Genomic DNA, 24,235 nt, shown 5'->3' on the forward strand with positions numbered 1-24,235 from the left:
CCGATCCCGAGCTTCTCGAGCAGGCCGGTGCCCAGCTGCTTGAGCTTCTCCTCGGCTCCCTCGTAGACGATGATCCGATCGGGCCCGCTGCTGACGATCTCCTCCACGGCCAGCTCCCAGGTGCTGAGCACCCCTTCCCCCAGCAGGGGCACCCCCAGGGCACCGAGCACCAGGGTGGTGAGTTCGCCCGTCTCGATGTCGAAGCTGAATCCCAGCACCTTGCCCAGCTGTTCTCCTGACTCGGAGATCACCTGGCAGTTGATCACCTTGCTGTAGCGCTCGGGGGTGAACCCCTCGGCGAGGGAATCGGCCGAATCCACCAGGATCACGTCCCCCACCTGGCGGATCCGGTCCAGGGGCATCCAGCGGGGCAGCCCCGGCAGGAAGCGGGTGAAGGGGTTGTCCCGCAGCCCGAGGGCGATCACCTCGCGCCGGTCGATGTCCACCACCACTTCGCCCACGACGCCGAGGCGGCGGCCGGTGTCCCGGGTGATCACCTGGGTACCCATCAACTCCGAGCGCAGCCAGAGGCGGTCGCTGGGGGTGGCGGCCGGGTCGCTGCCGGGCGGCGGGGTCGTCGTCATCGGCGCATTCTCACCCAGCGCACGGTCAGGCCGCCGGCGGCAGGCCCACCACCTGGGTGTGGGCACCGCGGGCCTGGGTGACGCCGATGGTGCGCGTGGCCGCGGCGATCATCGGCCGGCGGTGGCTCACCACCATGAACTGGGCCTGGTAAGCCTGCCGGGCGATCAGGCCGGCCAGCCGTTCCACGTTCACCCCGTCGAGGAAGCTGTCCACCTCGTCGAGGGCGTAGAAGGGCGAGGGCCGGAAGCGCTGCAGGGCGAACAGGAAGCTGAGCGCCGTGAGCGACTTCTCTCCGCCGCTCATGGCGGCCAGGCGCCGGACCGCCTTGCCCTTGGGGTGGGCCACCAGGGTGAGGCCCCCGTCCAGGGGAGCTTCGGGGTTCTCCAGCTGCAGGTGGCCCTCCCCGTCGGAGAGCTCGGCGAAGATCTCGCGGAAGTGGCCGTCGACGGCGGCGAAGGCCTCCAGGAAGGCCTCCTGGCGCAGGGTGCCGACCGTCTCGATGCGCAGCAGCAGTTCCTCGCGCTCCTTGCTGAGCACCTCCAGGCGCTCCTCCAGCTCGCTGAGGCGGGCTTCGAGCTGGGCCAGCTCCTCGAGGGCCAGCATGTTCACCGGTTCGAGGGCCTCCATCCGGCTCTGCAGACGCCGCAGCTCCTCCTCCAGGACCTCCAGGCCGTTGTCGCGCACCTCCTGGGGGATCTCGGGCAGGGGATCGGGCAGGTCCCGCTCGAGCTGCTCCAGCCGCAGCTGCCCGCTGCGCTGCTGCTCGGCCAGAGCCTGGAGTTCCTCCCCGAGCCGCTGCAGTTCCCACTGGCGCTGCTGCAGGGCCTGGCGCTGGGCCGCCAGCTGGGCTTCGGCGGCATCGCGGGCCCGGCGGCGCTCGCCGAAGCGGGTCTGCAGTTCGCTCTGCTGACTCTCCAGGGCGCTGCGGCGCTGCTGGTCGGCCTGCTGGCGTTCCTTCCACTGGGCCCGCTCAGCGACCAGGGCATTCACGGCGGCGATCAGCCGCTGTTCGTCGGCGGCGAGGGCCTCGAGCTGGTGGCGCAGCCGCTCTCCCGCCAGGGCCCGTTCCCGCCGGGCGGCCAGCAGGGCGTCACGGCCCTGGCGGGCCTCGGCCAGCGCCCGGTCGGCGGCCTCCAGCTCGGCCTGCAGCCCCTGCCAGCGGGCGGCATCGCCGGAGGCCTCCGTCTCGGCTTCGGCCTGGTGCAGGGCCGCCAGATCCCGCTGCAGAGGATCCAGCCGCCGGTCGAGGTCCTCGAGCTGGAGCTGGTCCTGGGCCAGGCTCTCCTGCAGCTGGCCCAGGCGGGCGGTCAGCTGCTGCTGGCGCTGCAGCTGGGGCGCCAGGGAGCGCTGGGTGCTGCTCCGTTCGGCTTCCAGCGCCGCCTGGCGGTGCTGCAGCTGCTGCAGGCTGGGCCGCAGCTCCTCGAGCTGCCGCGCCACCTCCGCCTCGCGCCGCTGGCAGGCCACCAGGCTCTCTCCCAGTTCCAGCAGCCGGCGGCGCAGCGGCTCGGCCTCGTCACCATCCTGGCTGCGGCCGAAGCTGAGCTGGCTGCCGCGCTGGTGCAGGCTGCCCCCGGTCATGGCCCCGCTCTTCTCGAGCAGCTCTCCATCGAGGGTCACGGCCCGGCAGCGGCCCAGCTCCCGGCGGGCGCTGGCCAGGTCGACAAAGACCAGGGTGTCGCCGAAGACGTAGCGGAACACCTCGGCGTAGACGGGTTCGTGCCGCACCAGCTCCACGGCCCGCGCCACCAGGCCATCCCGGCTGCGGCCATCCCCCCGGCCGAGCGCACCGCCGTCGGCCGTCGGCCCCCGCTGCAGGGCGGCGCCGCCGCTGGAGCCCGCGCTTCCACCTCCGCGGATCTTGTTGAGGGGCAGGAAGGTGAGGCGTCCGGCCCGGCGTTGCTTGAGCAGCTCGATGGCGCGGGCGGCGATCCGGTCGTCGTCGACCACGACCTGAGCCAGCCGCGCCCCTGCCGCCACTTCCAGGGCCGTGCGGTGGCGGTCCTCCACCTCACCCAGCTGGGCGACCGGGCCGTGGATGCCCTCGAGACCGGCCTCCAGCAGCATGCGCAGGGCCCCGGTGCCGCGGCTCTCCTGGAGGGTCTCACGACGGCTGTCGAGCCGGGCGATCTCCCGTTCGAGCTGGGTCTGCTCCTGCTCGAGGCGCTGGCGGGTGCGCTGGTGCAGCGCCAGCGCCTCGGCCAGCTCCTGGACCCGCTGCTGGTGGTCGCGGGTCGTGGTCTGCAGCTCCTGCCACTCACCATCCGCCTGGGTGAGCTGCTGCTGGACGCTGGCCTGGCTGGCGCTTTCCTGCTGATGTTCGGCGGTCAGCTCGGCCAGCCTGGCCTGGTTCTGGCGCAGCCGCTCGCTGAGCTGCTGGCGCTGGGCTTCCAGGGGGCCGATGGTGGCGCCGAGCTGCTGGCGTTGCTGGCTGCGCTGTTTCTGTTCCTCCAGCCAGCTGCCCGAGCGTCCGGCCACCTCGCCCAAACGGCGCCGGGACAGTTCCACGGCGGCTTCGGCGGAACGGCAGGTCGCTTCGGCGGCCTCGAGTTCGCCCTGGTCGCTGGCGGCCTCCAGCTGCTGGGTCTGCAGCCGCAGCTCCGTCTGGCTGCGGGCGAGTTCCTGGCGCTGGCGCTGGAGGTCTTCCGCCTGCTGCTGGTGTTTCTCGGCCTGGCGGGCCAGTTCCCGGCCGCTGGCCTCGAGGCCGGCCAGTTCGGCCTGGACGGCCAGCAACTGGTCCTCGCCCAGTTCCTTCACTTCGGCCTGCAGCTGCTCCAGCGCCGAGGTGGCCCCCTGCAGGGCCACCTCGGCGGCGGCGATGGCCTCCCGCTCATCGTGCTGCTGGCGGCCGAGGGCCTGCTGGCGGCTGATCAGGGCCGCCAGGCCTGCCTGGGCGGCCTCGAAGGCCAGCACCTGCTCCTGCAGCCGGCCCTCGTGCAGCCGTTGCCGCAGGGCCTGGTAAGTGCGGGCCTTGGCGCAGTCGCGTTCCAGCTTCTGGCGGCTGGCCAGCAGCTCCTGCTGCACGATCGCGCAGCGTTCCTGGCGGTCCTGGACATCCTCGAGCTTGCCGCGGGTCTGCTCGATGCGGCTGTCGAAGAGGGCCACCCCGGCCAGTTCGTCGATGATGCCGCGCCGGTCGCGGGCGCTCATCGAGACGATGCGGGTGACATCTCCCTGCATCACCACGTTGCTGCCTTCGGGGTCCACCCGCAGGCGTCGCAGCTGGGTCTGCAGCTGCTGCAGGTTGCACGGGTGTCCGTCGGCGCTGAAGCTGCTGGCGTAGGTCCCCCCCGGAGCCACCCGTAGGCGGCGGCTCACGGTCCAGCTGGTCTGGCCCGGCCGGATCCAGGGCCCTTCCTCGGGGGCCTCGAGCCCGGTCTCGGCTTCGTCGGGTTCCCAGTCGCTGAGGTCGAAGCGCACGCTCACCGAGGTCTCGGCGGCCCGTCCCGCCTTGAGCATGGCGCTGTTGATCAGATCCGGCAGGCGGTCGGCGCGCATGCCACGGCTGCTGGCCAGACCCAGGCAGAACAGCACCGCATCGAGGATGTTGCTCTTGCCGGAGCCATTGGGCCCGGTCACCACCGTGAAGCCTTCCTCGAGCGGGATGGTGATCGTTCCGCCGAACGACTTGAAGTGGGTGAGCCCGACCTGATTGATGTGAACCAACAGGCCCGTCCGCCGAGCAGCTGAAATGTAGCGGAGGGTTTGCGTTGCTCAACCCCATCCCTAGGTTGAAGCCATCAGCTGTCAGTGCGAGACACGCCATGACCGACGAGACACCCCAGACGCCGCGCGAGGAGACGCCGGCCGCGGAGGCCCATCAGGAGACCTTCCGGGAGCGCTTCGAGACCCTCCTCCCCACCATCCAGCGCGAATGGCCCCAGGTGGCCCGCCAGACCCTCGAAGCCACCCGGGGCAGCTTCGATGAGGTGGCGGAGGTGATCGCCTCCCAGACCGGCCGCACCGTGACCCTGGTGAAGCACCAGCTGGTGGAGCTGGTCGATCTGGCCGGGGCCCAGACCAGCCGCATCGCGGACCATCTGGCTCCCCTGGAGAAGCAGCTGGAGGGGGTGCTCGATGATCTCAACGCCACCCTGCGGCCCCGCATCGAGAAGCCCGTGCGGGAGCGTCCCCTGATGGCGCTCGGCATCGCTGCCGGCGTGGGTGTGCTCGTGGGCCTGCTGCTGTCGTCCGGCCGTCGTTCGGCATGAGCGAGGAGCGACGCGAGCGCGGCGGCAAGGCCCGCGAGGCGATGGGGCGGGTCGGCGCCCTGATGACTTCGGTGATGGACCTGCACGTGCGCATCGCGCTGCAGGAGGCCGACCATGAGAAGCGGCGGCTGATCAGCGGTGCCCTGCTGCTCAGTGGCGGGCTCACGATGCTGCTGCTGGCGCTGATCGCGGCGGAGGGTGCCCTGCTGTTCTGGCTGCACGAAGCGTTCAGCCTCAGCTGGATCCACAGCGCCCTGGCGGTGGCCACGCTCAACGTGGTGGTGGCGGGGGTGTTCCTGCGCATCGGCGGCGGCCTGCTCAAGGGCCCCTACCTGCCCCAGACCACCGCGGGTCTCACCAAGACCACCCGCGCCCTGCTGGGTCGCTGAGCGGCTTCAGCGGATCGTGTAGTGCAGCCAGCGGCAGTCGATGCCGCCATTGCTCACCGGGATCCGGCGGCTGGCCTTCATCCGCAGGGCGCCGGTCAGGGCTGGGTTGCCGCTCAGCAGCCACAGGCTCCAGCCGCTGCAGCGCTCCTTGACCATCCGGCCCAGGTCGGCATAGAGGTTCTCCAGCTCCGCGGTCTCGCCGATCCGCTCGCCGTAGGGCGGATTGCACACCAGCACGCCCGGCTGCGCGGGGGGCTGGAAGTCGCGGAAGTCACCCAGGCGGAGGTCGAGCCAGGGCGCCACCCCCGCGTCCGTCGCATTGCTGCGGGCCTGCTCCAGCACGGCGGGGTCCTGCTCCATGCCCACCATGGGTGCCAGCGGCTGCCCATCGGCCAGGGTGGAGCGCGCCAGGGCCGCGGCGGTCCGCACCTCCTGATCCCACAGCTGCGGATCGAAATCCGGCCAGCGCTCCAGGGCGAAGCGGCGGACTCCGTCGGGACCGAGGGCCGGGGCCCGGCCCAGAACCAGCCTCGCGGCCTCGATCAGCAGGGTGCCACTGCCGCAGAGGGGATCCGCGAGGGGCACCGTGCCGTTCCAGCCGGTGAGGGCGATCAGACCGGCCGCCAGGTTCTCCTTGAGGGGGGCCAGGCCCATGGCGGCGCGGTAGCCGCGGCGGTGCAGGCTGCCGCCGGAGCCATCGAGGCTGAGGCTGGCCATCCCGCCGCCGAGGTGGAGATGGAGGCTGAGGTCGGGATCGTCGAGATCGACGCAGGAGCGCTGCCCCCACAGCCGGCGCTGCTGGTCCACCAGTGCGTTCTTGACCTGCAGGGCGCTGTAGTGGCTGTGGTTGAGGCCCGGCGCCGTGCCGCTCGCATCGACGCGGAAGCTGCGGGCCGGGGGGAGCCAGTGGGACCAGTCCGCTGCCTGCTGCACCCCTGCATAGAGCTCGTCCCGGCCGCGGCAGGGAAAGGCGGCCAGCTGCCGCAGCAGCCGGAAGGGCAGGCGGGCCTGGAGATGCAGGCGGTAGAAGCCGGCGGTGTCGATGCGGAAGCGCACGGCCCGCCGCAGCTCCGCCACCGCCTCGCATCCCAGGGCGCGGAGCTCCTCGGCCGCCGGGGCTTCGAGGCCCGGCGGCACCACGGCGATCCCCCGGATCTCCCCTGCATCGGGTTCGGTGATGCCCACCCCAGCGTCGACTCCTGGCTGCTGCCACAATGCACGAGTCCGGTTTCGGCCGGACTAGGTGGCTCACACCAGTGTTTCGGACAGCGGTTCGATTCCGCTCAGCTCCATTCCCCCCCCTCACGGGGCTGCAATGGTTTCGACGGGGCATGAGGAGAGTGACTGAAGCCTGCTCGGTAAGAGCAAACCCGTAACAGCGAACAACATCGTTCGTTTCTCCCGTCAAGCCGCCCCTGTGGCTGCCTGACATCTCTAAGGGAGATGGGGTGAGGTCAGCCTTATCACCCAAATGACCGCATGGGGGTGGAAGCCCCCCTTCAATGCCTCCGCCGCAACAAGTCTCAGCAAGACCTTCGCAAGACAGGATTGCCCGGCGGACAAATGCGCGGACAAAATTCTCGCCTCTCCGCTCCCTGCTGACCGCCGCCTTGGCCTCTTCAGCGGCATGGACCGTGAGCAAGCACTGGCTTTCGTCAGTCGTCTCTATGACGCCCAGGCAGCAGGGAACCTTCTCTGGTCTGACGCAGAACTGACATCAAGGTTCCTTTGCCAATGCAGTCGCACCGGCAGTCCGGAGACCCACCGCGCCTACGACAGGGAGCTGGGCCACCTGGCCGCATGGATGGCATTGAACTGCCCCGGGACGCCGCTGCGGATGCTCGACCCTTCCCGTGCTGAAGATGCGGTCGCTGATCTCCGCGATCTGGTGGAGGCCGGCACCCTGGCGCCACGGTCGTTCAATCGCCGGCTCTCGGCATGGTCCGCATTGTGGAGGTGGGCATCGGAACCGAACCGCTCCGGCGTCACCGGCATCGCCCGCAACGTCTGGCCCAGGCGTGCGCTGCTCCACGCGCCGAAGGTGGCGCGGGCACTGACTGAACCGGAGCTGGCCGCCGTCACCGGCACTGTGGCCGCCGCTGCTGCTGCCGGTGATCGCACCGCCCGCCGTGATCTGGTGATGCTCCGGGGCAGTTTCCTGCTCGGCGTCCGGGTGTCCGAGCTGCGGTCCCTGCGCTGGGGTGATGTGGAACCGGTCGAAGGTGGCGGCCTCGTGAGCATCCGCAACGGCAAGGGAGGGAAGGCCCGCACCATCCGGGTGAGCACCGAAACCCTGGCGCTGCTCGAGAGCCTGGGCCGTGGTGATGCCGACGCCTGGCTGTTCCCGAATCCAGCGGGCACGGCACCGCTCAGCCGGCAGGCCATCGCGGACCGGTTCAGCCGCTGGGGCAAGAAGGCCGGGGTCCACCTCCACCCTCACCGTCTGCGCCACAGCCATGCCACCTCGGCCATCCGTGCCGGGTGTGATGTTTTCGTGCTCAGCGCCACCCTGGGGCACAGCAGCACCGCCACCACCGCCCACTACGTCGCCAGCAACCCTGCCGACAGTTCCTCGCTGAGGCTCGGATAAATAGCGATCCCAGTCATAGGCCCCTTCAGTCTTGATAAGAATTATGTGTCATCCGGGCCAATGTCTAACTAGAGCAATGCAAGATTAGGGAAGCATTATCCATTGAACATGGGACTGGCTACTAAATTGCGCGGGGTCCCTGCGTCTCTGATTCGCCTTTCAATAGCATGCTCGTGCCTGGCTGGAATCGCAGATGCTGCGCCACAAGGACTCACGCAGCAATGGGCGGAAATCTGCAAGATGCAAAATCCTGGCATGCCGATTCTCGTCCCTTCATGCATACAGGGACAGTCCGCTGCCTACCAGACGTTTACTCGCCACGCGACAAATCCCAGACTCCGCAACTATTGCATTCAGCAGTACGGGTATGATTATCAGATGGCACTCTATTGCTACAGGGTCAATGTGCGGGGAGCCGGCAACTAGTTAGCTATGGGCTGCGACACGTCGGGGGCTCCTGATCAGGCACTCCATGCCACGGGGGGCGACGGTCCGAACCAGACTTATCGCAAAGAAAAGCGCCCCCTTTGACTCCACCCGCCGGGGGCACTTCTGATCGGTGACGCCCATAGGTTGCAGCCCTACCGGAACCCCAGGCCGTCGGGGTCATCCTCCAGGCCGGGCTCCTCGACCGGCTCCAGGTGCAGGGTCACGGGCCGCCGTTCTGGGGGCTCATCAACATCTGGGGCCACCCACTCCACACCGAAGCTCAGCCTCAGCCGCCACACGCAAAAAACAGCGGAGATCAGCTCCATCAGGCGGGGCCGACGATCAGCACCTCTCCGCGCCATTCACCAGCGTCAGCCGTCAGCAGCAGACCCTGGGGCAACAGCGTCAGCGCCATGGTCCGCCCGCCCTCCAGTGCCCGCAGCGCCCGGTTCAATCCGGCTGCGGTGACCACGGTTTGGCCCAGGTGCGGCTGATTCGGCAGGAGCGGCCACTGCAGCCAGCCAGCTTCGCCGCAACGTGGCCCCTCGGCCCGCTTGCCGGTGGTGGTTCCCAATGCCCGCAGGGTGATGCCCGGTGCATCTGGGCCGCCATGGACGCCCACCCACGGGCACCGGTCCGGCGTGGCCGCCTTGAACAACGCCCTCACGGCTGCCGCCGGCACCATCAGCGGCTCTGGGGCAGACCCTGGGCAGGTGATCCGGCAGGCCGTGCCCTTGCCCAGGGCCAGCAATTCGAGCCCGTCATCCTTCCCCGTCACCTGAACCCAGCAGCGGCGCGAATCAGTCGGGTGGCCGCAGAACTGGGACGCAACCTCCAGGGGTGCTGATGGAATCTCCGCCAGCAGTGATGTTGCACAGCGGGATGCGGTGAATGTCATAAACATCGGCGGGGCAATCTATCTGTAACGTTGCCCCCCGCACATGCCGGAGCACCTCGTCACCCGTGTCGGGTCAGATGATCCGCTCGCATCCGCTCAATCCCGCCGCGTCGATCGGGCCTTGGCGGATGCCGACCTCGCCCACCTCAACCGCGAGGACTTCGAGGCCATCGACGTGCCCATCGCTGAGGTGCGCCAATGAGCCCCGCGCCCGCTGCCATGGCCGCCATGGCCGAAAGGCTCTGGGAGTCGGGCGGCACTGTCATCGCTGACACCGCCCTCCACACCGGACGCTGGCGGAAGGTTGCAACCCTCCAGGCCACCGTTTTCGACGCCGCCACGGTGTCCGCTGTCTTCGGCCTCGGCGGTGTTTCCGTTGCCGCTGGCGTGGAGATCTCCGGCCTGTTCACCGCCGTGAAGCTCACTTCCGGCGCCGTCGTCGCATACCTGTAACGCCATGCCTTCTCAGTACGACCCAGCCTTGATGGCCAAGACCATGGCCGAAGCATCCGAGGAGCGTCGGGTGGCTCAGCAGGTGAAACAACGCCTCGCTGATCTTCATTCGCCCCTCGTGAATCAGTGGCTCCAGAAGGCCCGCCACGGGGCCTACACACCGCCGAATCCCTTCGCGGACTCCACCCTCGCCGCCCGTGCCGTTGTCCTGGAACTGGTGGCCAAGGATGAAGCCCTCGGCCTCGCCCTGGCCCGTGCTGCCGGCAAGGAACAGGAGTTCGGCCTCGCCGTTGAGGAGCACCTCCAGAAGCGGGAGCAGCAGGCTGCCATCGCCGCTCGGCATGACAACCTCCGCGCCAAGACCGAGGCCATGCGCAAAGCCCGGCTTGCCCACCAGAACGCCATGAGCCGGCTCCACACCCATGGCCGCCGTGATCCGTTCACCGGGAGCTGGGTCTGATGGGCATCGGTTCTTACAACATCGGGCGATACATGAATCCACGAGTCGCCCCACGGCATCCGGTTCTTGGCTGGCTGAGCGTCGATCGCGCTGATCACGGCGCGGGGTGGGACATTTGCCACGAGCACGGCACCGCCAACTGCCCGGAGGCGAAGGCGGCGGCCCTGGCCTGGCTCGCCAGCCGGGCCAACCGCCCCTGCTACCGGCCCCAGGTTGAGGACCACATCCAAAAGCTGCGCAAGGAGGCCGGCCAGATCCGTCAATCCCACGCGGCGGTGATCGAACGGATCGAAGCAATCGAGGCCGAAGCTGATCAGCTCGCGGCAGCGGTAACTGATCTTCCGTCCGAGCTGCCATGAACCATCGCGGCCGCATCTTCAACCCGCCGCCTGATGCCCGCTGGGACTTCTATCGCCCGGCGGTCAGGGCATGGGAGGAGAAGCTCGGCATCGGCAGCGGTGGCGGCTTGCTCGGTTTCGCCAAGCAGGACAGCCCCAAGGCCAGCGCCGAGCAGATCGCCAGATACAGAGAGTTTGGCCACCGCTGGAGGCGAGAACTCAACCCGCACTACTGGGCCGCATGGGACAGCCTGAAGGCCGCCGCCATCGCTGAAGGCCGACGATGGGAAGGCGCCAAAGATCCGCTGTGGGACGAAACCTTCCCCGCTGGTGTGCCCGTCTACCTCGACGGTGTTGACGATGCTTGAAACCATGCCCTCATCAACCCTGATCGACCTCCAGCGCCGGGTGCGCGAGGCCATCGCCACCACGTCGGAACTCACCGCAGACCAGCGCCTCGCCGTGCTGATCGCCGTTGAACGCGCATGGACGGAGGCCGGCATCTGATGCCCACAAAGGCCCGAGCCAGGCAGCGCGTTGACTGGGCCTTTGCCGAGCTGGTGCAGGGTCGCGCCATTCCGCACGTCGTGACGGATCTGACGCAACGGTGGGGGATCAAGCGGCGCCAGGCCCAGCGTGATGTGCGGGCCGCTTACCTCCAGCTCGTTGAGGAGGTGAACGCCGTGGGCGATCGTGAGGCCCTGCTGGCTCAGGCGGTGGTGTCGTTGCAGCAGGCCACTCAGGCAGCCCTTAAGGCCGGCCAGGCGGCGTGGGTGGTGGGCTGCATCCGCCAGCTTGACGATCTCTTGGGCCTCGGCATCAACCACCCGGGCCGGCCAGCTCCACCCAATCAGTACGGTCGGCGGTAAGCAGTACCACAACCAGACTTGAAAGAGGTTTATTGCTCGCAACTGACGCTAGAGGCATAATCCGGGCATGAAAACGCCACCGCCACCGCCACCACTCCCGCCAGAGGGTACTGTTCCTGGTGAACCCGCCGATGACAAGCCCGCAGGCCAGGCAGATTTAGTACCACCGCCGAGCAATCAATTAGCAAAGAGAGCTTCCCCTGGAGTCCGTTATTTTAGAAACCCGCAGAATAATCATAAGGTGTATCCAAGCAACTTTGCAATTGTTGCTGGTGCATTCTTCTTCGGGCCTATTTTTTTCTTGTGTATTGGCGAAGTAGGCCATGCCCTTGCCAACTTGCTATTGGGCCTATTATTGTGGTTGATCTTTCTGGGCTGGATAGTATGGATAGCCTATGCAATCGCTGCGCCAAGTATTGTGCGCAATAAGTGGCTGATGCGAGGATACGTTGAGGAGAGATAGCAATCAGGTTCTGCCTGGCTCACGATTGATATGCGCTTGATTTCTAGCGTGGCCTCTCTGGGCATAAGGCCTGTTACGACTGCCCCCCCCCCTCTCTCCATCTCTTTGGGTCCATCGGTAAATCAAGTGGTTAGAACCGCTTGGCCCCAATGGTTCTGGGCGCTTTGTCTACCGAAGTGTGGGTGTGCAGGTAGGGGGGCTCAGACGCGCAGGCTCTCCATCAATGCTTGGCCCGATGTGGTGAGCCGGTAGCCGTGGCCATGCCGCCGGATGACCTTCTCGCCGCGGAGCTGGTTTAGTGCGTTGTAGACCGACTGCTGAGGCCTCCCCGTCACGCGGATCAGCTCACCTGGCGCTGTGCTGGCCTTGACCAGCAGTTGTGTGTGCAGCGCCACCAGCACCTGGTCGGTGCAGTTCTGGAACAGATGCCCCTCGGTCACACACAGGCGACCGCCGCGCAGCAAGTAGGCGAACCGCCTGTAGTCCGCACCTCGCAGCTTCAGCACATGCCACAGGCGCAGCTTGGTGCCGTCAGCCTGCTGCCTGGCTTCGATCATGTGGATCACGCTGGGCACCTCTTGGAAGGCTGGATGGCCGCCGATTCCCTTCAGATCAGCCGTGCCCGCGCGGGTGGTGTGGTGTGCGACCCAAAGCGCGCAGTATCGACATACGACCTGCTTCAGCAACCGTAGGTAGGTCTCGATGGGGCCTACGCCAACGTTGATGCCGGCGCCGCGCAGCACAGCGTTGGCGGTGTCGATCATCACCACACACACATCACCTTGGGCCAGGCGCTTTGCCAGCCGATCGAGGTTCGGAAGGCTGACATTCCAAGCCCGTTCCCCGGTTTCTTCGTTTTGGGCCCAGATCTCCACGTCAGCGCCGCGTTCCTCGGCTTGTAGGTCTTCGAGGTAGCTCCCCCACATGCTGTAGGCCGTGGCTTCGCCATCGGAGGCGATCACAAGGGCGGTGTTACGTGGATCGTTGGCAGGATCGGTGCGGGGTGCTTCGTGGTCGAGGAAACCACGATCTCGTGCGCTGTAGACCACTGCCAGCTCTGCCAAAGCAGTGGTCTTCCCTCCAGCGCCATCAGAAACCAGCAGGTGCAGATCACGGTCAAGGCCGAAGCCTGGGAGCTGCTGCCGGAGACCGGTGCCTTCCTTGGCTTTGCCGAACACCCGCCCGCGCACTGCCTTGTAGGAGCCGCCGGTGGAGAGCTGGTAACCGTGCAGCTCGGCCCAGTGGAAAAGAACCCGCTCCTGGGCACGGTCACGAGCTACGCCTAGGCGGTACAGGGAGGCGTAGAAGGCATCAATCTGGTTGTGATCGTCTGCCAGCGTGGCGGCCATGAGACCTTCGACGGCAGCCTGAATCAGCTCTGCCGTAGTTGCTTTCTGCTCCTGGCCCTGTGCTGTTACGGCTTTCGGGAATGCCTCTTGCGACTGTTTACGCCTGGGAGCATCAAGCCGCTTCAGCTCGGCTTTGAGCGTGGTGCTGTACCAGCCATCCTGGGCTCTCGATGGGCTGAAGAGACTGTCTGGGGCTAATACTCTGAGAGTAATTAACCTCTCCCAGGCATCACGTTCCTTAGTCATGAAATGGCCTCCAGATCGCGACCTGTTGGCGCAGGCTGAAGCCATTGGATCTTGCAACTTCCACTAGGGCGAACAGCAATGCTGCTTCTGCAAGAGCTTGTCGCTCGGTTGAGGCGAGGTCTGAAGGCAATACAATCTCAGCAGAAGTCTTCCCAAGCTCTCCTACGCCGGCCTGGGAGCCGGTAGCATGATCATGCTGAATCACGGTGGCCTCCGTTTTCAGCGGGCGACTGCCATTCCCTTCGAGAAGGTTTCTACCTCGCTCGCGGGGACATGGTGCATCTCAGTGAAACTGGCTTCTGTAGCCTCGGGGTGCCACTGCAATTTCCCGGTAGAAAGACCGGCGAAGCGGTAGTCACGCCCTTGCTGAAAGGGTGATCGCGCAGATCGACGTAGCTTGAGCAGCGTTTGAGGATGCACCCCAAGGCGCTCAGCCATGGCGGTGGTACCAACCCAACTGGGTTTCATAACTGGGATCGCGCCTGCTAAGCGCGAGGGAAGCCATGTCTGTCCTCCGTTTGGAGCAGAGCGTCTTGCCAGCGCCGAGCTGCTTTCAGCAGTTTCTGCCACTTGAGAGCATCGCTGCCGCCGTAGCTGAAGTGCTCGTCAATTGGGACAAGCCCGTTGCGAGTGAGGCGGCGAATGAAACCTGGCCATGCGGAGCGGACTACCCCACGGGGAAGCCGGTCAGTCTCCATGCCCGGAATAGGTGCATTAAGTGGGACAGGCTTGCGTTCTGGCTTGGCAGCTAGCTCCAAACTGAAGGTTGAATGGCTTGGGTGTTGCGCCGGGGCGACCGAAGTTGCTGATCGGGTCAACGAAAATACTCTAACCACTCCCACGGCTTCCGCAAGCTCTCGATCAATGCTTTCTTCGCTTCAAAGCGGAGAAGGCTGCGGCTGTAGTCCTGTCCGTGGCGGTTTCATACGCCCTGCTATGAGCTTGTAGTCCATGACCCATAGCCCTGCAAATCTGTGCTGTTTCGACACTCATACGGTGCGCCCGCACGCTGTAGGTATCACGGAAGCTGTATGCCCGTAGCCACAAGCCCTTCCTGCTGTATTTCTGCTGCAGAGCCTTCCACTCCGGCTGGCGCACCAGAAATTGCTGCACGAAGTGGCCATCAAGCTTTCGCTCCAACCCGTCCTGGCCCACGGGCAGCGGCAGCCGCCCTACGTCCATCGCTTCGGCCAGCTCCCAAGCCACCAGTCCCCCGTTCGCGTTCTCGAGAGGCAGAGGCTGCAGCCATCGCGGTTCCGTTTTGTTTGGACCGGACACCTTGCGGTAGGAGCACCACAGACCCACCTCTCCGTTGTCGCTGTATCGAGGCGTGAGGCACTGCAGCTCACACGGACGTAAGCCGTATTGCGTCAACAACCGCAGCACGTTCGCCCATCGTGGATTCCTAGCCTCGATCGCTGCGATCAGATCCAACAGCTCGACGTCGGTGAGCGTGGCTTTGGTCCGCTTCTCCGGCGGGCGCCCGCGCAGCTCCTGAATTGTGGTTTGGTCGATCCGCCAACTGGGTGGCATCCCGTGGCGTGCAACGGCATGATCCAGCCAGTTCCTCAATGCCAGGCAGCAGGCGAACCTGCTAGCGGGCTTTGCTTTCCACCGCTCCAGCGTCCGCTTCAGAAGCTCGTAGCCGTCGGCTGGAGGTGCAGGTTGCCTTAGCAGCCTCAGAGCCTCAAGAAGATAGGGCTCGTAGTTGGCCTTCCATGTCTTGGTGAGGATCTGGTTCCGGCCTTGCTGGAGAGACTCGCGGAACGAATCCACGATTCCCGGCCAGCTCTTTAGAACACGGTGAGATTGCTTGTCACTGGCACCCAACGCCTCGCGTAGGGCAGCTTGCAGGGTGACTTCGCCCAGCTTCCATGCCACGTAGGTGCGGTTGACCAGCAGAAGGGCATCAGCCACCTGATCTGGAGCCCAGTCAAACGGCAGTGCAGCCGATTGGCTTGGTACACCCTGACCACGCACCTTCAGCCGGATGCGCCCTTTGTCCTCGCTGACAGTCCAGCCCTTGCGCCCCTCTCGAACCATCTGGCGGAAGCCGTCCTCCCATGTGGCGGAACGGCGGACAGAAGCTGGCACTCAGCGGACAAACCGGCGGACAAATGAATCTTCCAGGGGTTTCGTGAGTTTGTCAAAGCTTCCCAAAACTCACTGTGGGGACTAGGGTTCTGGTGTTCTTCTCAGCGTTGTCCCACGTGGAAGGAGCCCCTATCACCCAAATGACCCATGGGGCCTGGAAGGGCCCTTTCACATGTCTGGCGCCGGAGAGGGTTTCAGTGTGTTTCCCCGGGTCAGCGGAGCTGGGGTCTCACCGGCCGCGCTTCCCGTACAACCCAGAGAAGAAGCAGGGAGAGCAGGGCGCTGAAATAGCACCACACCGAGCTGAAGGCGTGGAGGTAACTCACCTGGGCCAGGGCAAAGGCCGCGATCAGCGCCGCGGCGAACCACGTCAGCCTGCGCGAACCGGTGAGGATCAACGGCAGGCTGATGACCAGCCCGTACACCAGAGTTCCCACCTCGTGGCTCACCAGCCCATGGCCCGGAAGGACGGGGAGGTAGTCGATCGACCCGCGCACCACGGTGGGATGGATGCGTCCGGGATCCAGCAGCAGCGGCAGCCACAGCCACAGGCCCATCGCCAGCCCCCCCGCCAGCATCAGCTGGCGCCCCCGCGGCTGGAACACAGGCCTGGAGTCCTGCCCGTAATGCAGGGCGCAGAAAGGAATCCAGGCCAGCCAGAAGGCGTGGGCGAAGAAGAGATAGGCCACGGCTGCGTTCCGCGTCAGCGGCTCCAGCTCACCGCCATCGAGGCCGATCCACACCAGCCCCTCCAGCGCCTGCTGCACGCCGAACAGCAGCGGGGACAGGGCCAGCGGCAGGAGATCCCACCGTCCCGAGCGACGGCAGTGCCGCGTGGTGGCGAGGCCGGCCGGGAGCAGCAAGCCGGCGGCGGCGAAACTCGCCGCACTTGAGAAACACATCCCAGCCGGTCTCCCTGAGTCGCAACAGTAACGACATGCCTCCAGCAGGCTTTCGCGTCAGCACCGCCAGTTCGGTGATGTGGATGCCCTGGTGATGTTCCGCCCTCTGGGGCAGGGGCCGGCCGCCTGAAGGTGGAGGGGCGGCCAGGATGGTGTCACCCCCTGCAAGGGCGACCTGGAAATCCTCTGCCTGGCTGAAACAGGGCTGCGCTGCACAGCGGCGCTGGTGGTGCGCTGATGCCCCCCGATCGACGGTCGCCCCACTGCCCTCCTCCGATCGCGGGGGAGGACGAGGCACCCTTGGTGGACCCGGGCCGGGGCCTGGGGTTGCGGCTGCTGGCCCTGCTGGGTGCCTTCTCCTTTCTGATGATCGGCCTCAGCAGCCTGGTCCCGCTGCTGCAGCCACCCCGCCCGCCGGCCAGGCCGGATCTGCATCGCCAGCCGGTGGCCTGAGCCGTCCGGGGGCGATCACCCCGCGCTGGGGTCTGTCGGCGGCTGCAGCCGCCGCTCCACCTGCAGAACAACCAGCCAAGCAGCACCGGCGCTGATGCCACCGGTCCAGTCGCTGCGCAGCAACGCCACGATCGTCACCGTGCTGGCGCCGATGCGGAGGCCCCGAAGCACGAAACGGCCCAGCGTCTCTGGCGTTGTGGGCATGGGCAGGGGGAATCTTTCGACCTCTGCAGCATCGCTCAGGATCCTTTCCGTACCCCGATCGGCCATGCAGGCGAAGGAGGATTCACGGCGAGCAGCAGGCCGACCGTGAAGAATGTTCTCCTGTGCCGACAATCCTCAAGGTGATCGCGACAGGATGCCTGCCTTGGCCGGATGTTCTCGGGAATGAGGAGCTTGTGCTGCAACCTCAGGCCAGGATCCTGAGGCCGGGTCAGCCCTTGTGATCCATGGGGTGCTTCGGCTCGGAGAGAGCCGGTCACCATGGTGGCAGGCTTGAACAGATCTGGGGAGGAGAAAGTTCATGGGTCATCCTGTCGCGATGGAGACCATGCGGATGGGTCTGGCTGGGATTTCGATCGAGGTGCCTAAGGAGCCCCCATCTCCGGAAGATTGCCCTGTACAGAGCCGGATCGAATGCGCCGACGGATTTTGGGCCATCGATGTCTGGAAAGACGGGACATGTGTGAGCAGCCATGGGCCTGAAACATTCACAACGGCTCTCTTCCGTGCTCTGATGAAGGACAACCTGGGTGATGTGCATCCCGATGAGATCGTGCTGCGCTGGATGAGCTGAACCCCCTGCCGCAGAGCCCGGCTGGCTGCCGACTCGGCGCTTTGCTGGAGTTCTCGGCTCGGGGCGGTCATCCGATGCAGCCTCAACCTGTCTGTCCTTCACGGATCCCGTGACCTCACCACCGTGCCCCATCTGCGCCCTGCACCGCGATGGCGTCATGGCCGCCTTCGAGATCGCCCGCAGCCCCCTCTGGCTGCTGCGGCACCATCCCGACCCGGCCCCCCTGCCGGGCTGGCTGCTGCTCGATGCCCTTCGCCACCTTCCGGGCCCCATGGCCTTCGATGACGCGGAAGCCTCCGATTGGGGCCGGGCGGTGCGCCAGGCCAGCGCGCTGGTGCAGCGGCTCACCGGTTGTGAGCGCGTGTATGCCGTGGCCTTCGGCGAGGGGGCGCCCCACCTGCATCTGCACCTCATCCCCCGCCACCAGGGCCATGACGCCACGGCTGCCTGGCGTGTGGCCGATCACTACCGGGCCGTGGCAGCGGGCACGCACCCGCCCGTCGATCCCCAGCGGGTGCGGGACCTGGTGGCCCGCGGCCGGGACCTGGTGGATTGGCCCCAGGTGCCCCACTCCGGGGGGTGATCCGGCGTCACGTCACCCAGCAACCAGGCCCTGGCGAGGGACCTCATGGCCCGGGCCCAGCGGCTGCGGCTGATGGTGAGCCTGGAGATGCTCGGCGACATCTCCACCTGCCAGGCCTATCCCCCTGCGGCGATCAGCCGAGCGACACGATCGGCAGCCTCGAACGGGCCTTGCTGGTGGCTGTCACCGATGGGCTGTCAGCGAGGGGCTGGCGGCGGTGTTGAAGGTGCTCTGAGCTCAGGATGGCGTCGCCTTCGCTCTGCGCTGTAAGCCCACCAGGGCCGGGCCGGTTCACCGTCCAGGAAGCGGGTGATCCCGATGAACACATCCAGCACGCAGGGGTCCTGGCGGCAGCCGCGCAGCCGGCCCAAGCGGTGGTAAAGAGCCAGGGGATCAGCGCCGATCAGGTCCGCAGGCACCTGATAGCCCAGCGCGGCCAGCGCATGAGCTACGGCAGGCCCCACGTTGGGCAGATCGAGGAGCGTGGCGAGGTGGTCGCGGCGGCAACGGGAAGGGTGCATGGCGCATGCGGGAGCGTGGGCCTGCAACATCGCCAGGCTGCTGAACTGGCTGGCCCAGTGAGCCGCTCGTGTGCGGAACGAGAGCCTTTGGCCACGAGGGGAATCGCGAAAGGGAGATGAGGTGCACAGTCCTTGGCTTCCTCCAGCGATTCAACCCGTGGAAGTTAAAGAGCTAGGCGAGTGCAGTTGCAAGCGCACTGCCATTCAGCACGCCCCCGATTCCACCTGCGAGGGTGCTCGCAACTTGAGAGGAAGATATTCCGCCAAAGAAGCCTTGGCCTGTAAAGCTTGAGCGCGTGAAATCAATCTTGGCAAAAGTGGTTCCAAAGTTGCCTAGGAAAACGTCTTTGCACATCTTTATGGGCACGATGGTTTGCAGGTTGAAGGCAATTGCTTCGGTTCCATTGAACGATTCAATGGATGGATCCCGAAAGCTGATGATTCCCTGAAGGCGTTTGGCGTTGAATTCTGTGGCGATCTTGTTATTCTTCTTGAGTACAATCGCTCTTCCCCTGGCGACGAGCTCAAGTTCGAATCTGAGGTTTAAGTCTGTTTCGCCTGAGATGTCTTTCAGCTGACCCTTGACAAAAGCGGAGAAGCGCTTGCCCTTGATATTGAGATCGGTTTTGACGCGTCGGAGGACTCTGGAGCCGTCGGTGCCGGGGATGGAATTGAATAAGTCTCGGACGGCTAGCCGTAGAGGATTCTTTGCTTGTTCGTCGTAAAGCCTGCCGTCACAACGAAAGAATCTGGGGTCAGACATGGATGGGTTTGCGGAGTTCTTTTTAATCAAGCCTAATATCTTTTGATTGATGGCGCCATCGATAATGAGTTTTCTTAATGAGGCATTCGCTCGGTCTCGTGGGGCTGCGGCTGACCTGCCGGACTCAAGGATCCATGACGAAAAGTTCAATTGGGCCTGGAGGGTTTCGGGCCGCGCTGAATGTCAGGCCCAGGCCACTGTCTTCAGCCGCGCGGCCGCCTCTCAAGGACTCCTTCCCCCGATGTTGGCAGCAGCTGCCTCTCCCGGATCCCGCCGAATCCCCATGGCCCTGAGGGGGCAGGGTCGGTTCGAGATCACATGGCCGATGCCGAGGAGCTGCAACGCGGCACGCCTTCTGCAATCACGGCACTGGTCTGCGCTGGCCAGAGACCGGGCGTAGGCTCCACCTCCTCGGGTTCTCGTCGTGACAGAGCTGATGCATGCGGTCAAGGCCGATGACCTTGACGCGGTCCGGGCCTGTCTCGCTCAAGGCGCTGATGTGAACCAGGCCGATGCCGCCGGGGACTGGCCCGTGATTTTTGCGGCCTATCTGGGGCATACCCGGATCCTGCAGGTCTTGCTCGAGGCCGGTGCCGATCTGACGGTGCTGGACCCCGGCATGAAGGCGACGGCGTTGCATGCCGCGGCCTATGCAGGCCACGCCGAGGCCTGTCGGCTGTTGATTGCGCACGGAATCAGCCTCAATCAGCAGGGGCCCAGCAATGGCTACACAGCCCTGCATGATGCTGTCTGGCAATCCAATCTGGAGGCGGCCGCCGTGATCGTGGAGGCTGGAGCGGATCTCACGATCCGATCCCGCAGCCACCAGACCCCTCTGGACCTGGCCAGGTCCAGCCGCACCGCCCAGGCTGACAAGCTGGTGGCGCTGCTGGAGTCCAGGGAGATCCCAGGGCCCTAGTGCCGCCGGCTCCGGGGGCGTCTCCTGGCGGTGAACAAACCGCTGCTTCACCTTGTCAGGCCCCGACGCTGTGCCTAGAGGAAGAGAAGCGAAGGATGAATCCATGCCGCATCGTTCCTCCGTGCTGATCCGTCGTCTGCTGCTGGGGGGGGTGGCCTCCCTGGTGACAGCAGGTCTGCCACTGCTGGCTCAGGATCGCGTGCCGATCGAGGCGGTGCGGGCCATCAACATGGCCCGCAGCCGCGCCGTGGAGATCAACGGCGGCCTCCAGGCCTACAGGCCTGAACGCTGCATGTTCGCGACCGCGGCCCCCTCCAACCCCTGCATCGTGGCCAACGACAAGGAGGGCTTCGTCTTTCGCTTCATGGGCGGCCCCCCCACCTGGCAGGAGCAGGACCTGGCTCCCACGCTGGAGACGGAGATCCAGATTTCCCCGGATGGTCGCCAGGTGGAAGAGGTGATCTACAACGGCCCGCCGCGTTGATCCCCCGGCCGGGCGTCCCCGGCGGCCAGGTGCAGGTCCTGCTCCAGCTTCGCCATCACCACATCCGCCACATGCTGGATGCGGTAACGGCAGGCCTGGGTCTCGCTGGCCCGGAAGCTTCCGGTCTCCCAGTACTTGTTGCTTCCCGCACCGCCTCCGCAGATGCCGAAATAGCCGCAGCTGTTCCGGCAGGCCTGGATGCCGGCCCGCATGTCTTCCCACATGTGCAGGAACCGGGGACTGGTGCAGGCCTCCAGCAGGGAATCGGTCTGCACATGGCCCAGGTTGAAGCGGCCGTAGCGCGTCTCCACCGACAGCAGTTCCGGGTCGAAGGTGGAGAACTGGCCCTGATGATCCACGCTCACGATGGCCATAGGACGGTTCAGATCGGAATGATCCACCCGGGAGCGGTTCGCGATGAAGGCATAGAGATCCTCGAACTCTCGGATGCGAAGGGCTCCACCGGACTCCACCACCCGGTCCCACACCCGGTCCAGAAAGTGCCGGTACTGGGTTTCGCAGCTTTCGCCGCTGAGGCTGGAGCGCTGATGGACCCCCTCGGTTTCCTCCATGTTGAAGCCCACCTCGTGGATGCCATGCGCCAGGTAGAAGTCCACCAGGGCATCGGCGTGCTGCAGGGATTCCTCGGTGAGCACACTGATCACGGAGAAGGGAATCCCCGCCTGCTGCAGGCTGCGGATGCCGCGCATCGTGTCGGCATGGCTGCCGCGGCCCTGCCGGTAGCGGCGGTGGCGGTCGTGCAGGAAGGCGGGGCCATCGAGGCTCACCCCCACGGCGATGCCGTGGCGTTGGAAGCAGTCGCACCAGGCCGCGTTGATCAGGGTGCCGTTGGTCTGCAGGGCCTGCGCCACCCGCAGCGCCGGGTGAGGGCCCAACATCTCCTGCAGGATCTGATTCGCCTGGTCGTAGAAGGAGGGGGGCCGGGTGAGCGGTTCACCGGCGTGCCAGAGCAGGGTGAAACCCTCGGCGACGAAGGGGCTCTCGAGCACCCGCTGCAGGATCGGCCGCATCAGCGCCACATCCAGCTGGTTCCGCCGCTGCCGTCCGGGCAGGTAGCAGTAGCTGCAATCCAGATTGCACAGGGAGGTGGGCTGGATCACCAGCAGGCGGATCGGCCCGAATCCGCCGGTGCTCACCAGTTCACGAAGCCCACACCCGGCCGGGCGGCATTGACGAATCCACCCCCCGGCCGGGCATTGACGAATCCCCCGCCGCCATTCACGAAACCCCGGCTGCCCCCGTAGTAGCCATGGCCGTTCACAAAGCCGCGGTTCACCCCATTGGCGAAACCCCGGCCGCCGCCGTTGGCGAAGCTGCGCCCGCCACCGTTGGCGAAGCCCCGCGCCAGCAGGCTCTCGCCTTGGCCAGCCCCTTGCCCACCTTCAAAGCGCGCCAGCAGGGCCTGGCTGATCCGCTCCAGCCGCGCCTCCACATCCCGTGGGGCTGCCTCGCCGGCCTGGACGGCAGCCGGTGGAACCAGGGCGGCAAAGGCCAGCAGCAGGAGCAGCAGGGAGGTGCGGGGGGTGATGGCCATGGGTTGGGCGAGGAGGAGGGAGCAGAGGGCGGGAAAGACCTTCAGGGCTGGGCGGGAACCGCGATCCGTTCGTGATTGAGCAGCACGCCCTCGAAGTACAGGGCGATCACCTCCTCCGGCAGCCCCATCGTGCTGCTGGGCCCCAGCCAGCGGTTCACCAGCTCCCGGTAGCGGGGCACCCCATCCACGTAGCCCTGCAGCATCTTGGCGATGGCCAGGTTGACCAGGTTGCGCAGGGTGGAGTTGTTCTCCGGCATCGCACAGCCCACGGCGTAGCGGTTCAGGGCCATGGCCGGCACCAGGGCAGCCTTGCTGTAGCCCCGCGAGAGGGCCGCCTCGGCGAGCAGCACGGAATCTCCGGCCACGGCGTCGAGGCGGCCGGCGCGGAGGGCCTCGATGCCGCCGCTCAGGCTGGGCTGGACGACCAGTCGGGCCGAGGGCTGCAGGGCTTTGATCGTGGCTTCACCCAGGCTGCCGGCCACCACGCCGATCCGCTTGCCCCGCAGGGAATCCGGCGTGCCGTCGAGGGCCGGGCTGCCGGTGAGCAGCCGGATGCCGGAGAGGGCGAAGGGAATCGAGAAGTCCACGAACATCTCCCGCTCCCAGGTGAACTGGGCGCCGCACATCAGGTCGACGCCGCCGTCGTGCACCCGCCGGAACAGGGCGTCCGGATCGTCGACCGCCTCGGTGACCGCCTTCACCGGCCTGCCGAGGTAATCGCTCACCTCGGCGGCGATGAGGCCCGACACATCGATCATGTAGCCCTCCTGTGCGCCCCCGGCCCCCGTGCTCACGTAGGGGGGAATGTCGCCATGCACACCCAGGGAGAGTTCACCGGTGCGGGCCGCCCGCTCGATCGAGGTTTCCGCCAGGACCGTGGCGGGTGCCATGACCAGCCCCAGGGCCAGCGCCCCGAGCAGCCAACGCCGGCTGGCGGCCTGCCAGTCCCATGATCTCCAGGGTGAAACCATCGGGGCGGCCGTTCGATCCACCCACCTTGGCCTGCGCTGTCGCCATTGGCAGAGGATGTTGCGCCGGCGTCACCAGGGCCGGGCCTGTTGTGAGCTCGGCAGCCGGCCAGTCAGGGGCCCTTCAGACCACCTTGTGGCGCCGCACCTGGATCTGCTCCTTCACCTCAATGGTCTTGTTGTGCAGATCCAGGCCCTTGACCGAGGCCACCTCTCCCTGGAGCCCCTGGGCGGCCATCTGGGCGACCAGCTGCTTGATCAGTTCGTCTTCCACCTTGTTCTGGTCAAACCCGCTCGGTGTGAGATCGGCCAGAAAACGGCCGATGCGGGAGGCCACGAGATCAGATGGATTGGTGACCTTGATCACAATCATGACCGGGTTGTGCACTGCCCCGAAAATCTTAAGGGCCCTGGAACAATCCAGCCGCTGCTGGTGGACACTCAGCGGGACTCAGCGGCCGCCCATGGCCCGCAACAGGGCCCCATGGCAGAGGCCGCCATGGGAGCAGGTGGGCACCGCCACGCCGTTGACCCGCGCCCTGCTGGGGGGGGCAGCGGGGGCGCCGCCGGTAGCACCGCGTGGCGCGGGCGGCGGCGTGGGGATGGCCTGATCGCCGGCAGGGGAGACGCCGGTGGAGCGATTGTTGAGGGAGGCCTCGGCCGCGGCGGAGGCTGCGCGGGCCCTCTCGATGGACCCACTGCCCGGCACCGCCGTGGAGGAGTTGTTGAGCGTTCCCTGGATGACGGTGGCCCCCGTCACATCCATCAGCGTCTGGGCCCGGACCGCCTGGGCCGGGGCGAGCAGAGTGGTCATGGCCATGGCGGCCCAGCAGAGGCGGCCGGGGCGGCTGGTCAGCGGCACGGCCGGGGGCAAGACCGGCCGGGGCATGGAAGAACGACGGGACATCGCAGCTGGCGGT

General features: G+C 66.3%; 32 protein-coding genes. 16 read left to right on the top strand and 16 right to left on the bottom strand.

Going from position 1 to position 24,235, the window contains the following annotated elements:
- Both ACLD7X_RS08520 and smc read right to left on the bottom strand, forming a co-directional pair.
- On the bottom strand, positions 1-584 hold a 584-nt coding region (locus ACLD7X_RS08520; protein ID WP_411423131.1), incomplete at its 3' end, for a PRC-barrel domain-containing protein.
- 25 nt (positions 585-609) lie between these two features.
- On the bottom strand, positions 610-4,248 hold the full coding sequence (gene smc, locus ACLD7X_RS08525; protein ID WP_411423132.1) for a chromosome segregation protein SMC: 3,639 nt from the start codon (positions 4,246-4,248) through the stop codon (positions 610-612).
- Between the two features lie 98 nt (positions 4,249-4,346).
- On the opposite strand from smc, the gene ACLD7X_RS08530 reads away from it, so the two are divergent.
- Both ACLD7X_RS08530 and ACLD7X_RS08535 read left to right on the top strand, forming a co-directional pair.
- Complete coding sequence (locus ACLD7X_RS08530) at positions 4,347-4,793, top strand: glycine zipper domain-containing protein (protein ID WP_411423133.1); 447 nt, start codon at positions 4,347-4,349, stop codon at positions 4,791-4,793.
- Positions 4,790-5,182, top strand: coding sequence for a phage holin family protein (locus tag ACLD7X_RS08535; protein ID WP_411423134.1), 393 nt, complete (start codon positions 4,790-4,792; stop codon positions 5,180-5,182). The genes ACLD7X_RS08530 and ACLD7X_RS08535 overlap by 4 nt, the downstream gene beginning before the upstream one ends.
- 6 nt (positions 5,183-5,188) lie before the next feature.
- Here ACLD7X_RS08535 and ACLD7X_RS08540 read toward each other — a convergent pair whose 3' ends face one another.
- The gene (locus ACLD7X_RS08540; RefSeq protein WP_411423135.1) at positions 5,189-6,367 is read right to left on the bottom strand and encodes a THUMP domain-containing class I SAM-dependent RNA methyltransferase; all 1,179 of its coding nucleotides are present in this window, start codon (positions 6,365-6,367) and stop codon (positions 5,189-5,191) included.
- 619 nt (positions 6,368-6,986) lie between these two features.
- On the opposite strand from ACLD7X_RS08540, the gene ACLD7X_RS08545 reads away from it, so the two are divergent.
- The gene (locus ACLD7X_RS08545) at positions 6,987-7,772 is read left to right on the top strand and encodes a tyrosine-type recombinase/integrase (RefSeq protein WP_425625135.1); all 786 of its coding nucleotides are present in this window, start codon (positions 6,987-6,989) and stop codon (positions 7,770-7,772) included.
- Positions 7,773-8,353: 581 nt separating this feature from the next.
- On the opposite strand, the gene ACLD7X_RS08550 is transcribed toward ACLD7X_RS08545, so the two are convergent.
- Together ACLD7X_RS08550 and ACLD7X_RS08555 are read right to left on the bottom strand one after the other, a co-directional pair.
- The gene (locus ACLD7X_RS08550) at positions 8,354-8,527 is read right to left on the bottom strand and encodes a hypothetical protein (protein ID WP_411423137.1); all 174 of its coding nucleotides are present in this window, start codon (positions 8,525-8,527) and stop codon (positions 8,354-8,356) included.
- On the bottom strand, positions 8,527-9,099 hold the full coding sequence (locus ACLD7X_RS08555; protein WP_411423138.1) for a hypothetical protein: 573 nt from the start codon (positions 9,097-9,099) through the stop codon (positions 8,527-8,529). Before ACLD7X_RS08555 ends, ACLD7X_RS08550 begins: the two co-directional genes overlap by 1 nt.
- A 43-nt stretch (positions 9,100-9,142) precedes the next feature.
- On the opposite strand from ACLD7X_RS08555, the gene ACLD7X_RS08560 reads away from it, so the two are divergent.
- The 8 genes from ACLD7X_RS08560 (at position 9,143) to ACLD7X_RS08595 (ending at position 11,682) form a co-directional block, all read left to right on the top strand.
- Positions 9,143-9,301 (top strand): hypothetical protein, encoded by a 159-nt coding sequence (locus ACLD7X_RS08560; RefSeq protein WP_411423139.1) that lies wholly within the window; start codon positions 9,143-9,145, stop codon positions 9,299-9,301.
- A complete protein-coding gene (locus ACLD7X_RS08565; protein WP_411423140.1) occupies positions 9,298-9,552 on the top strand; it encodes a hypothetical protein in 255 nt (84 codons plus the stop codon). Before ACLD7X_RS08560 ends, ACLD7X_RS08565 begins: the two co-directional genes overlap by 4 nt.
- Positions 9,553-9,595: 43 nt before the next feature.
- The gene (locus tag ACLD7X_RS08570; protein WP_412006990.1) at positions 9,596-10,012 is read left to right on the top strand and encodes a hypothetical protein; all 417 of its coding nucleotides are present in this window, start codon (positions 9,596-9,598) and stop codon (positions 10,010-10,012) included.
- Positions 10,012-10,371, top strand: a complete 360-nt coding sequence (locus ACLD7X_RS08575; protein WP_412006991.1) for a hypothetical protein — start codon at positions 10,012-10,014, stop codon at positions 10,369-10,371. The genes ACLD7X_RS08570 and ACLD7X_RS08575 overlap by 1 nt, the downstream gene beginning before the upstream one ends.
- The gene (locus ACLD7X_RS08580; protein WP_411423143.1) at positions 10,368-10,718 is read left to right on the top strand and encodes a hypothetical protein; all 351 of its coding nucleotides are present in this window, start codon (positions 10,368-10,370) and stop codon (positions 10,716-10,718) included. The genes ACLD7X_RS08575 and ACLD7X_RS08580 overlap by 4 nt, the downstream gene beginning before the upstream one ends.
- A gap of 4 nt (positions 10,719-10,722) precedes the next feature.
- Positions 10,723-10,857: a hypothetical protein gene (locus tag ACLD7X_RS08585; RefSeq protein WP_412006992.1), complete on the top strand. Its 135-nt coding sequence runs from the start codon at positions 10,723-10,725 to the stop codon at positions 10,855-10,857.
- A complete protein-coding gene (locus tag ACLD7X_RS08590; RefSeq protein ID WP_412006993.1) occupies positions 10,857-11,219 on the top strand; it encodes a hypothetical protein in 363 nt (120 codons plus the stop codon). Before ACLD7X_RS08585 ends, ACLD7X_RS08590 begins: the two co-directional genes overlap by 1 nt.
- 67 nt (positions 11,220-11,286) lie before the next feature.
- Positions 11,287-11,682: a hypothetical protein gene (locus ACLD7X_RS08595; protein ID WP_411423146.1), complete on the top strand. Its 396-nt coding sequence runs from the start codon at positions 11,287-11,289 to the stop codon at positions 11,680-11,682.
- 200 nt (positions 11,683-11,882) lie between these two features.
- Here the strand turns inward: ACLD7X_RS08595 and ACLD7X_RS08600 are convergent, their stop codons facing one another.
- The 3 genes from ACLD7X_RS08600 to ACLD7X_RS08610 form a co-directional block, all read right to left on the bottom strand.
- Positions 11,883-13,277: a hypothetical protein gene (locus ACLD7X_RS08600; protein ID WP_411423147.1), complete on the bottom strand. Its 1,395-nt coding sequence runs from the start codon at positions 13,275-13,277 to the stop codon at positions 11,883-11,885.
- A gap of 861 nt (positions 13,278-14,138) precedes the next feature.
- Positions 14,139-15,194 carry a hypothetical protein gene (locus ACLD7X_RS08605; RefSeq protein WP_411423148.1) on the bottom strand — a complete coding sequence of 352 codons (1,056 nt, stop codon included), beginning with the start codon at positions 15,192-15,194 and terminating at the stop codon, positions 14,139-14,141.
- Positions 15,195-15,583: 389 nt separating this feature from the next.
- On the bottom strand, positions 15,584-16,273 hold the full coding sequence (locus tag ACLD7X_RS08610) for a DUF6629 family protein (RefSeq protein WP_411423149.1): 690 nt from the start codon (positions 16,271-16,273) through the stop codon (positions 15,584-15,586).
- A 237-nt stretch (positions 16,274-16,510) separates the two neighbouring features.
- On the opposite strand from ACLD7X_RS08610, the gene ACLD7X_RS08615 reads away from it, so the two are divergent.
- Positions 16,511-16,726 (top strand): hypothetical protein, encoded by a 216-nt coding sequence (locus tag ACLD7X_RS08615; protein ID WP_411423150.1) that lies wholly within the window; start codon positions 16,511-16,513, stop codon positions 16,724-16,726.
- Positions 16,727-16,741: 15 nt separating this feature from the next.
- Here the strand turns inward: ACLD7X_RS08615 and ACLD7X_RS08620 are convergent, their stop codons facing one another.
- Positions 16,742-16,930, bottom strand: a complete 189-nt coding sequence (locus ACLD7X_RS08620; protein WP_412006994.1) for a hypothetical protein — start codon at positions 16,928-16,930, stop codon at positions 16,742-16,744.
- 319 nt (positions 16,931-17,249) lie between these two features.
- On the opposite strand from ACLD7X_RS08620, the gene ACLD7X_RS08625 reads away from it, so the two are divergent.
- Positions 17,250-17,522, top strand: a complete 273-nt coding sequence (locus ACLD7X_RS08625; RefSeq protein ID WP_411423152.1) for a hypothetical protein — start codon at positions 17,250-17,252, stop codon at positions 17,520-17,522.
- Positions 17,523-17,631: 109 nt separating this feature from the next.
- A complete protein-coding gene (locus ACLD7X_RS08630; RefSeq protein WP_411423153.1) occupies positions 17,632-18,105 on the top strand; it encodes an HIT family protein in 474 nt (157 codons plus the stop codon).
- Between the two features lie 197 nt (positions 18,106-18,302).
- Here the strand turns inward: ACLD7X_RS08630 and ACLD7X_RS08635 are convergent, their stop codons facing one another.
- Complete coding sequence (locus ACLD7X_RS08635; protein WP_411423154.1) at positions 18,303-18,626, bottom strand: helix-hairpin-helix domain-containing protein; 324 nt, start codon at positions 18,624-18,626, stop codon at positions 18,303-18,305.
- A gap of 172 nt (positions 18,627-18,798) precedes the next feature.
- The gene (locus ACLD7X_RS08640; RefSeq protein ID WP_411423155.1) at positions 18,799-19,389 is read right to left on the bottom strand and encodes a hypothetical protein; all 591 of its coding nucleotides are present in this window, start codon (positions 19,387-19,389) and stop codon (positions 18,799-18,801) included.
- 424 nt (positions 19,390-19,813) lie between these two features.
- On the opposite strand from ACLD7X_RS08640, the gene ACLD7X_RS08645 reads away from it, so the two are divergent.
- Positions 19,814-20,308: an ankyrin repeat domain-containing protein gene (locus ACLD7X_RS08645; protein ID WP_411423156.1), complete on the top strand. Its 495-nt coding sequence runs from the start codon at positions 19,814-19,816 to the stop codon at positions 20,306-20,308.
- A 103-nt stretch (positions 20,309-20,411) separates the two neighbouring features.
- Positions 20,412-20,792: a hypothetical protein gene (locus tag ACLD7X_RS08650; protein ID WP_411423157.1), complete on the top strand. Its 381-nt coding sequence runs from the start codon at positions 20,412-20,414 to the stop codon at positions 20,790-20,792.
- On the opposite strand, the gene grrM is transcribed toward ACLD7X_RS08650, so the two are convergent.
- The 5 genes from grrM to ACLD7X_RS08675 form a co-directional block, all read right to left on the bottom strand.
- Positions 20,771-21,949 (bottom strand): cyclophane-forming radical SAM/SPASM peptide maturase GrrM/OscB, encoded by a 1,179-nt coding sequence (grrM, locus tag ACLD7X_RS08655; RefSeq protein WP_411423158.1) that lies wholly within the window; start codon positions 21,947-21,949, stop codon positions 20,771-20,773. The genes ACLD7X_RS08650 and grrM overlap by 22 nt on opposite strands.
- A complete protein-coding gene (grrA, locus tag ACLD7X_RS08660) occupies positions 21,946-22,347 on the bottom strand; it encodes a GrrA/OscA1 family cyclophane-containing rSAM-modified RiPP (protein ID WP_411423159.1) in 402 nt (133 codons plus the stop codon). Before grrA ends, grrM begins: the two co-directional genes overlap by 4 nt.
- A gap of 41 nt (positions 22,348-22,388) precedes the next feature.
- Entirely contained in the window at positions 22,389-23,318 is a 930-nt protein-coding gene (grrP, locus tag ACLD7X_RS08665) for an extracellular substrate binding-like orphan protein GrrP (protein ID WP_411423160.1), read from the bottom strand.
- A 121-nt stretch (positions 23,319-23,439) separates the two neighbouring features.
- Complete coding sequence (locus ACLD7X_RS08670) at positions 23,440-23,652, bottom strand: hypothetical protein (protein WP_425625136.1); 213 nt, start codon at positions 23,650-23,652, stop codon at positions 23,440-23,442.
- A 114-nt stretch (positions 23,653-23,766) separates the two neighbouring features.
- Entirely contained in the window at positions 23,767-24,222 is a 456-nt protein-coding gene (locus tag ACLD7X_RS08675; RefSeq protein WP_411423162.1) for a hypothetical protein, read from the bottom strand.
- Positions 24,223-24,235 lie beyond the last annotated feature (13 nt).

The organism is Aphanothece microscopica RSMan92 (assembly GCF_046613545.2).
Taxonomy (GTDB): domain Bacteria; phylum Cyanobacteriota; class Cyanobacteriia; order PCC-6307; family Cyanobiaceae; genus NIES-981.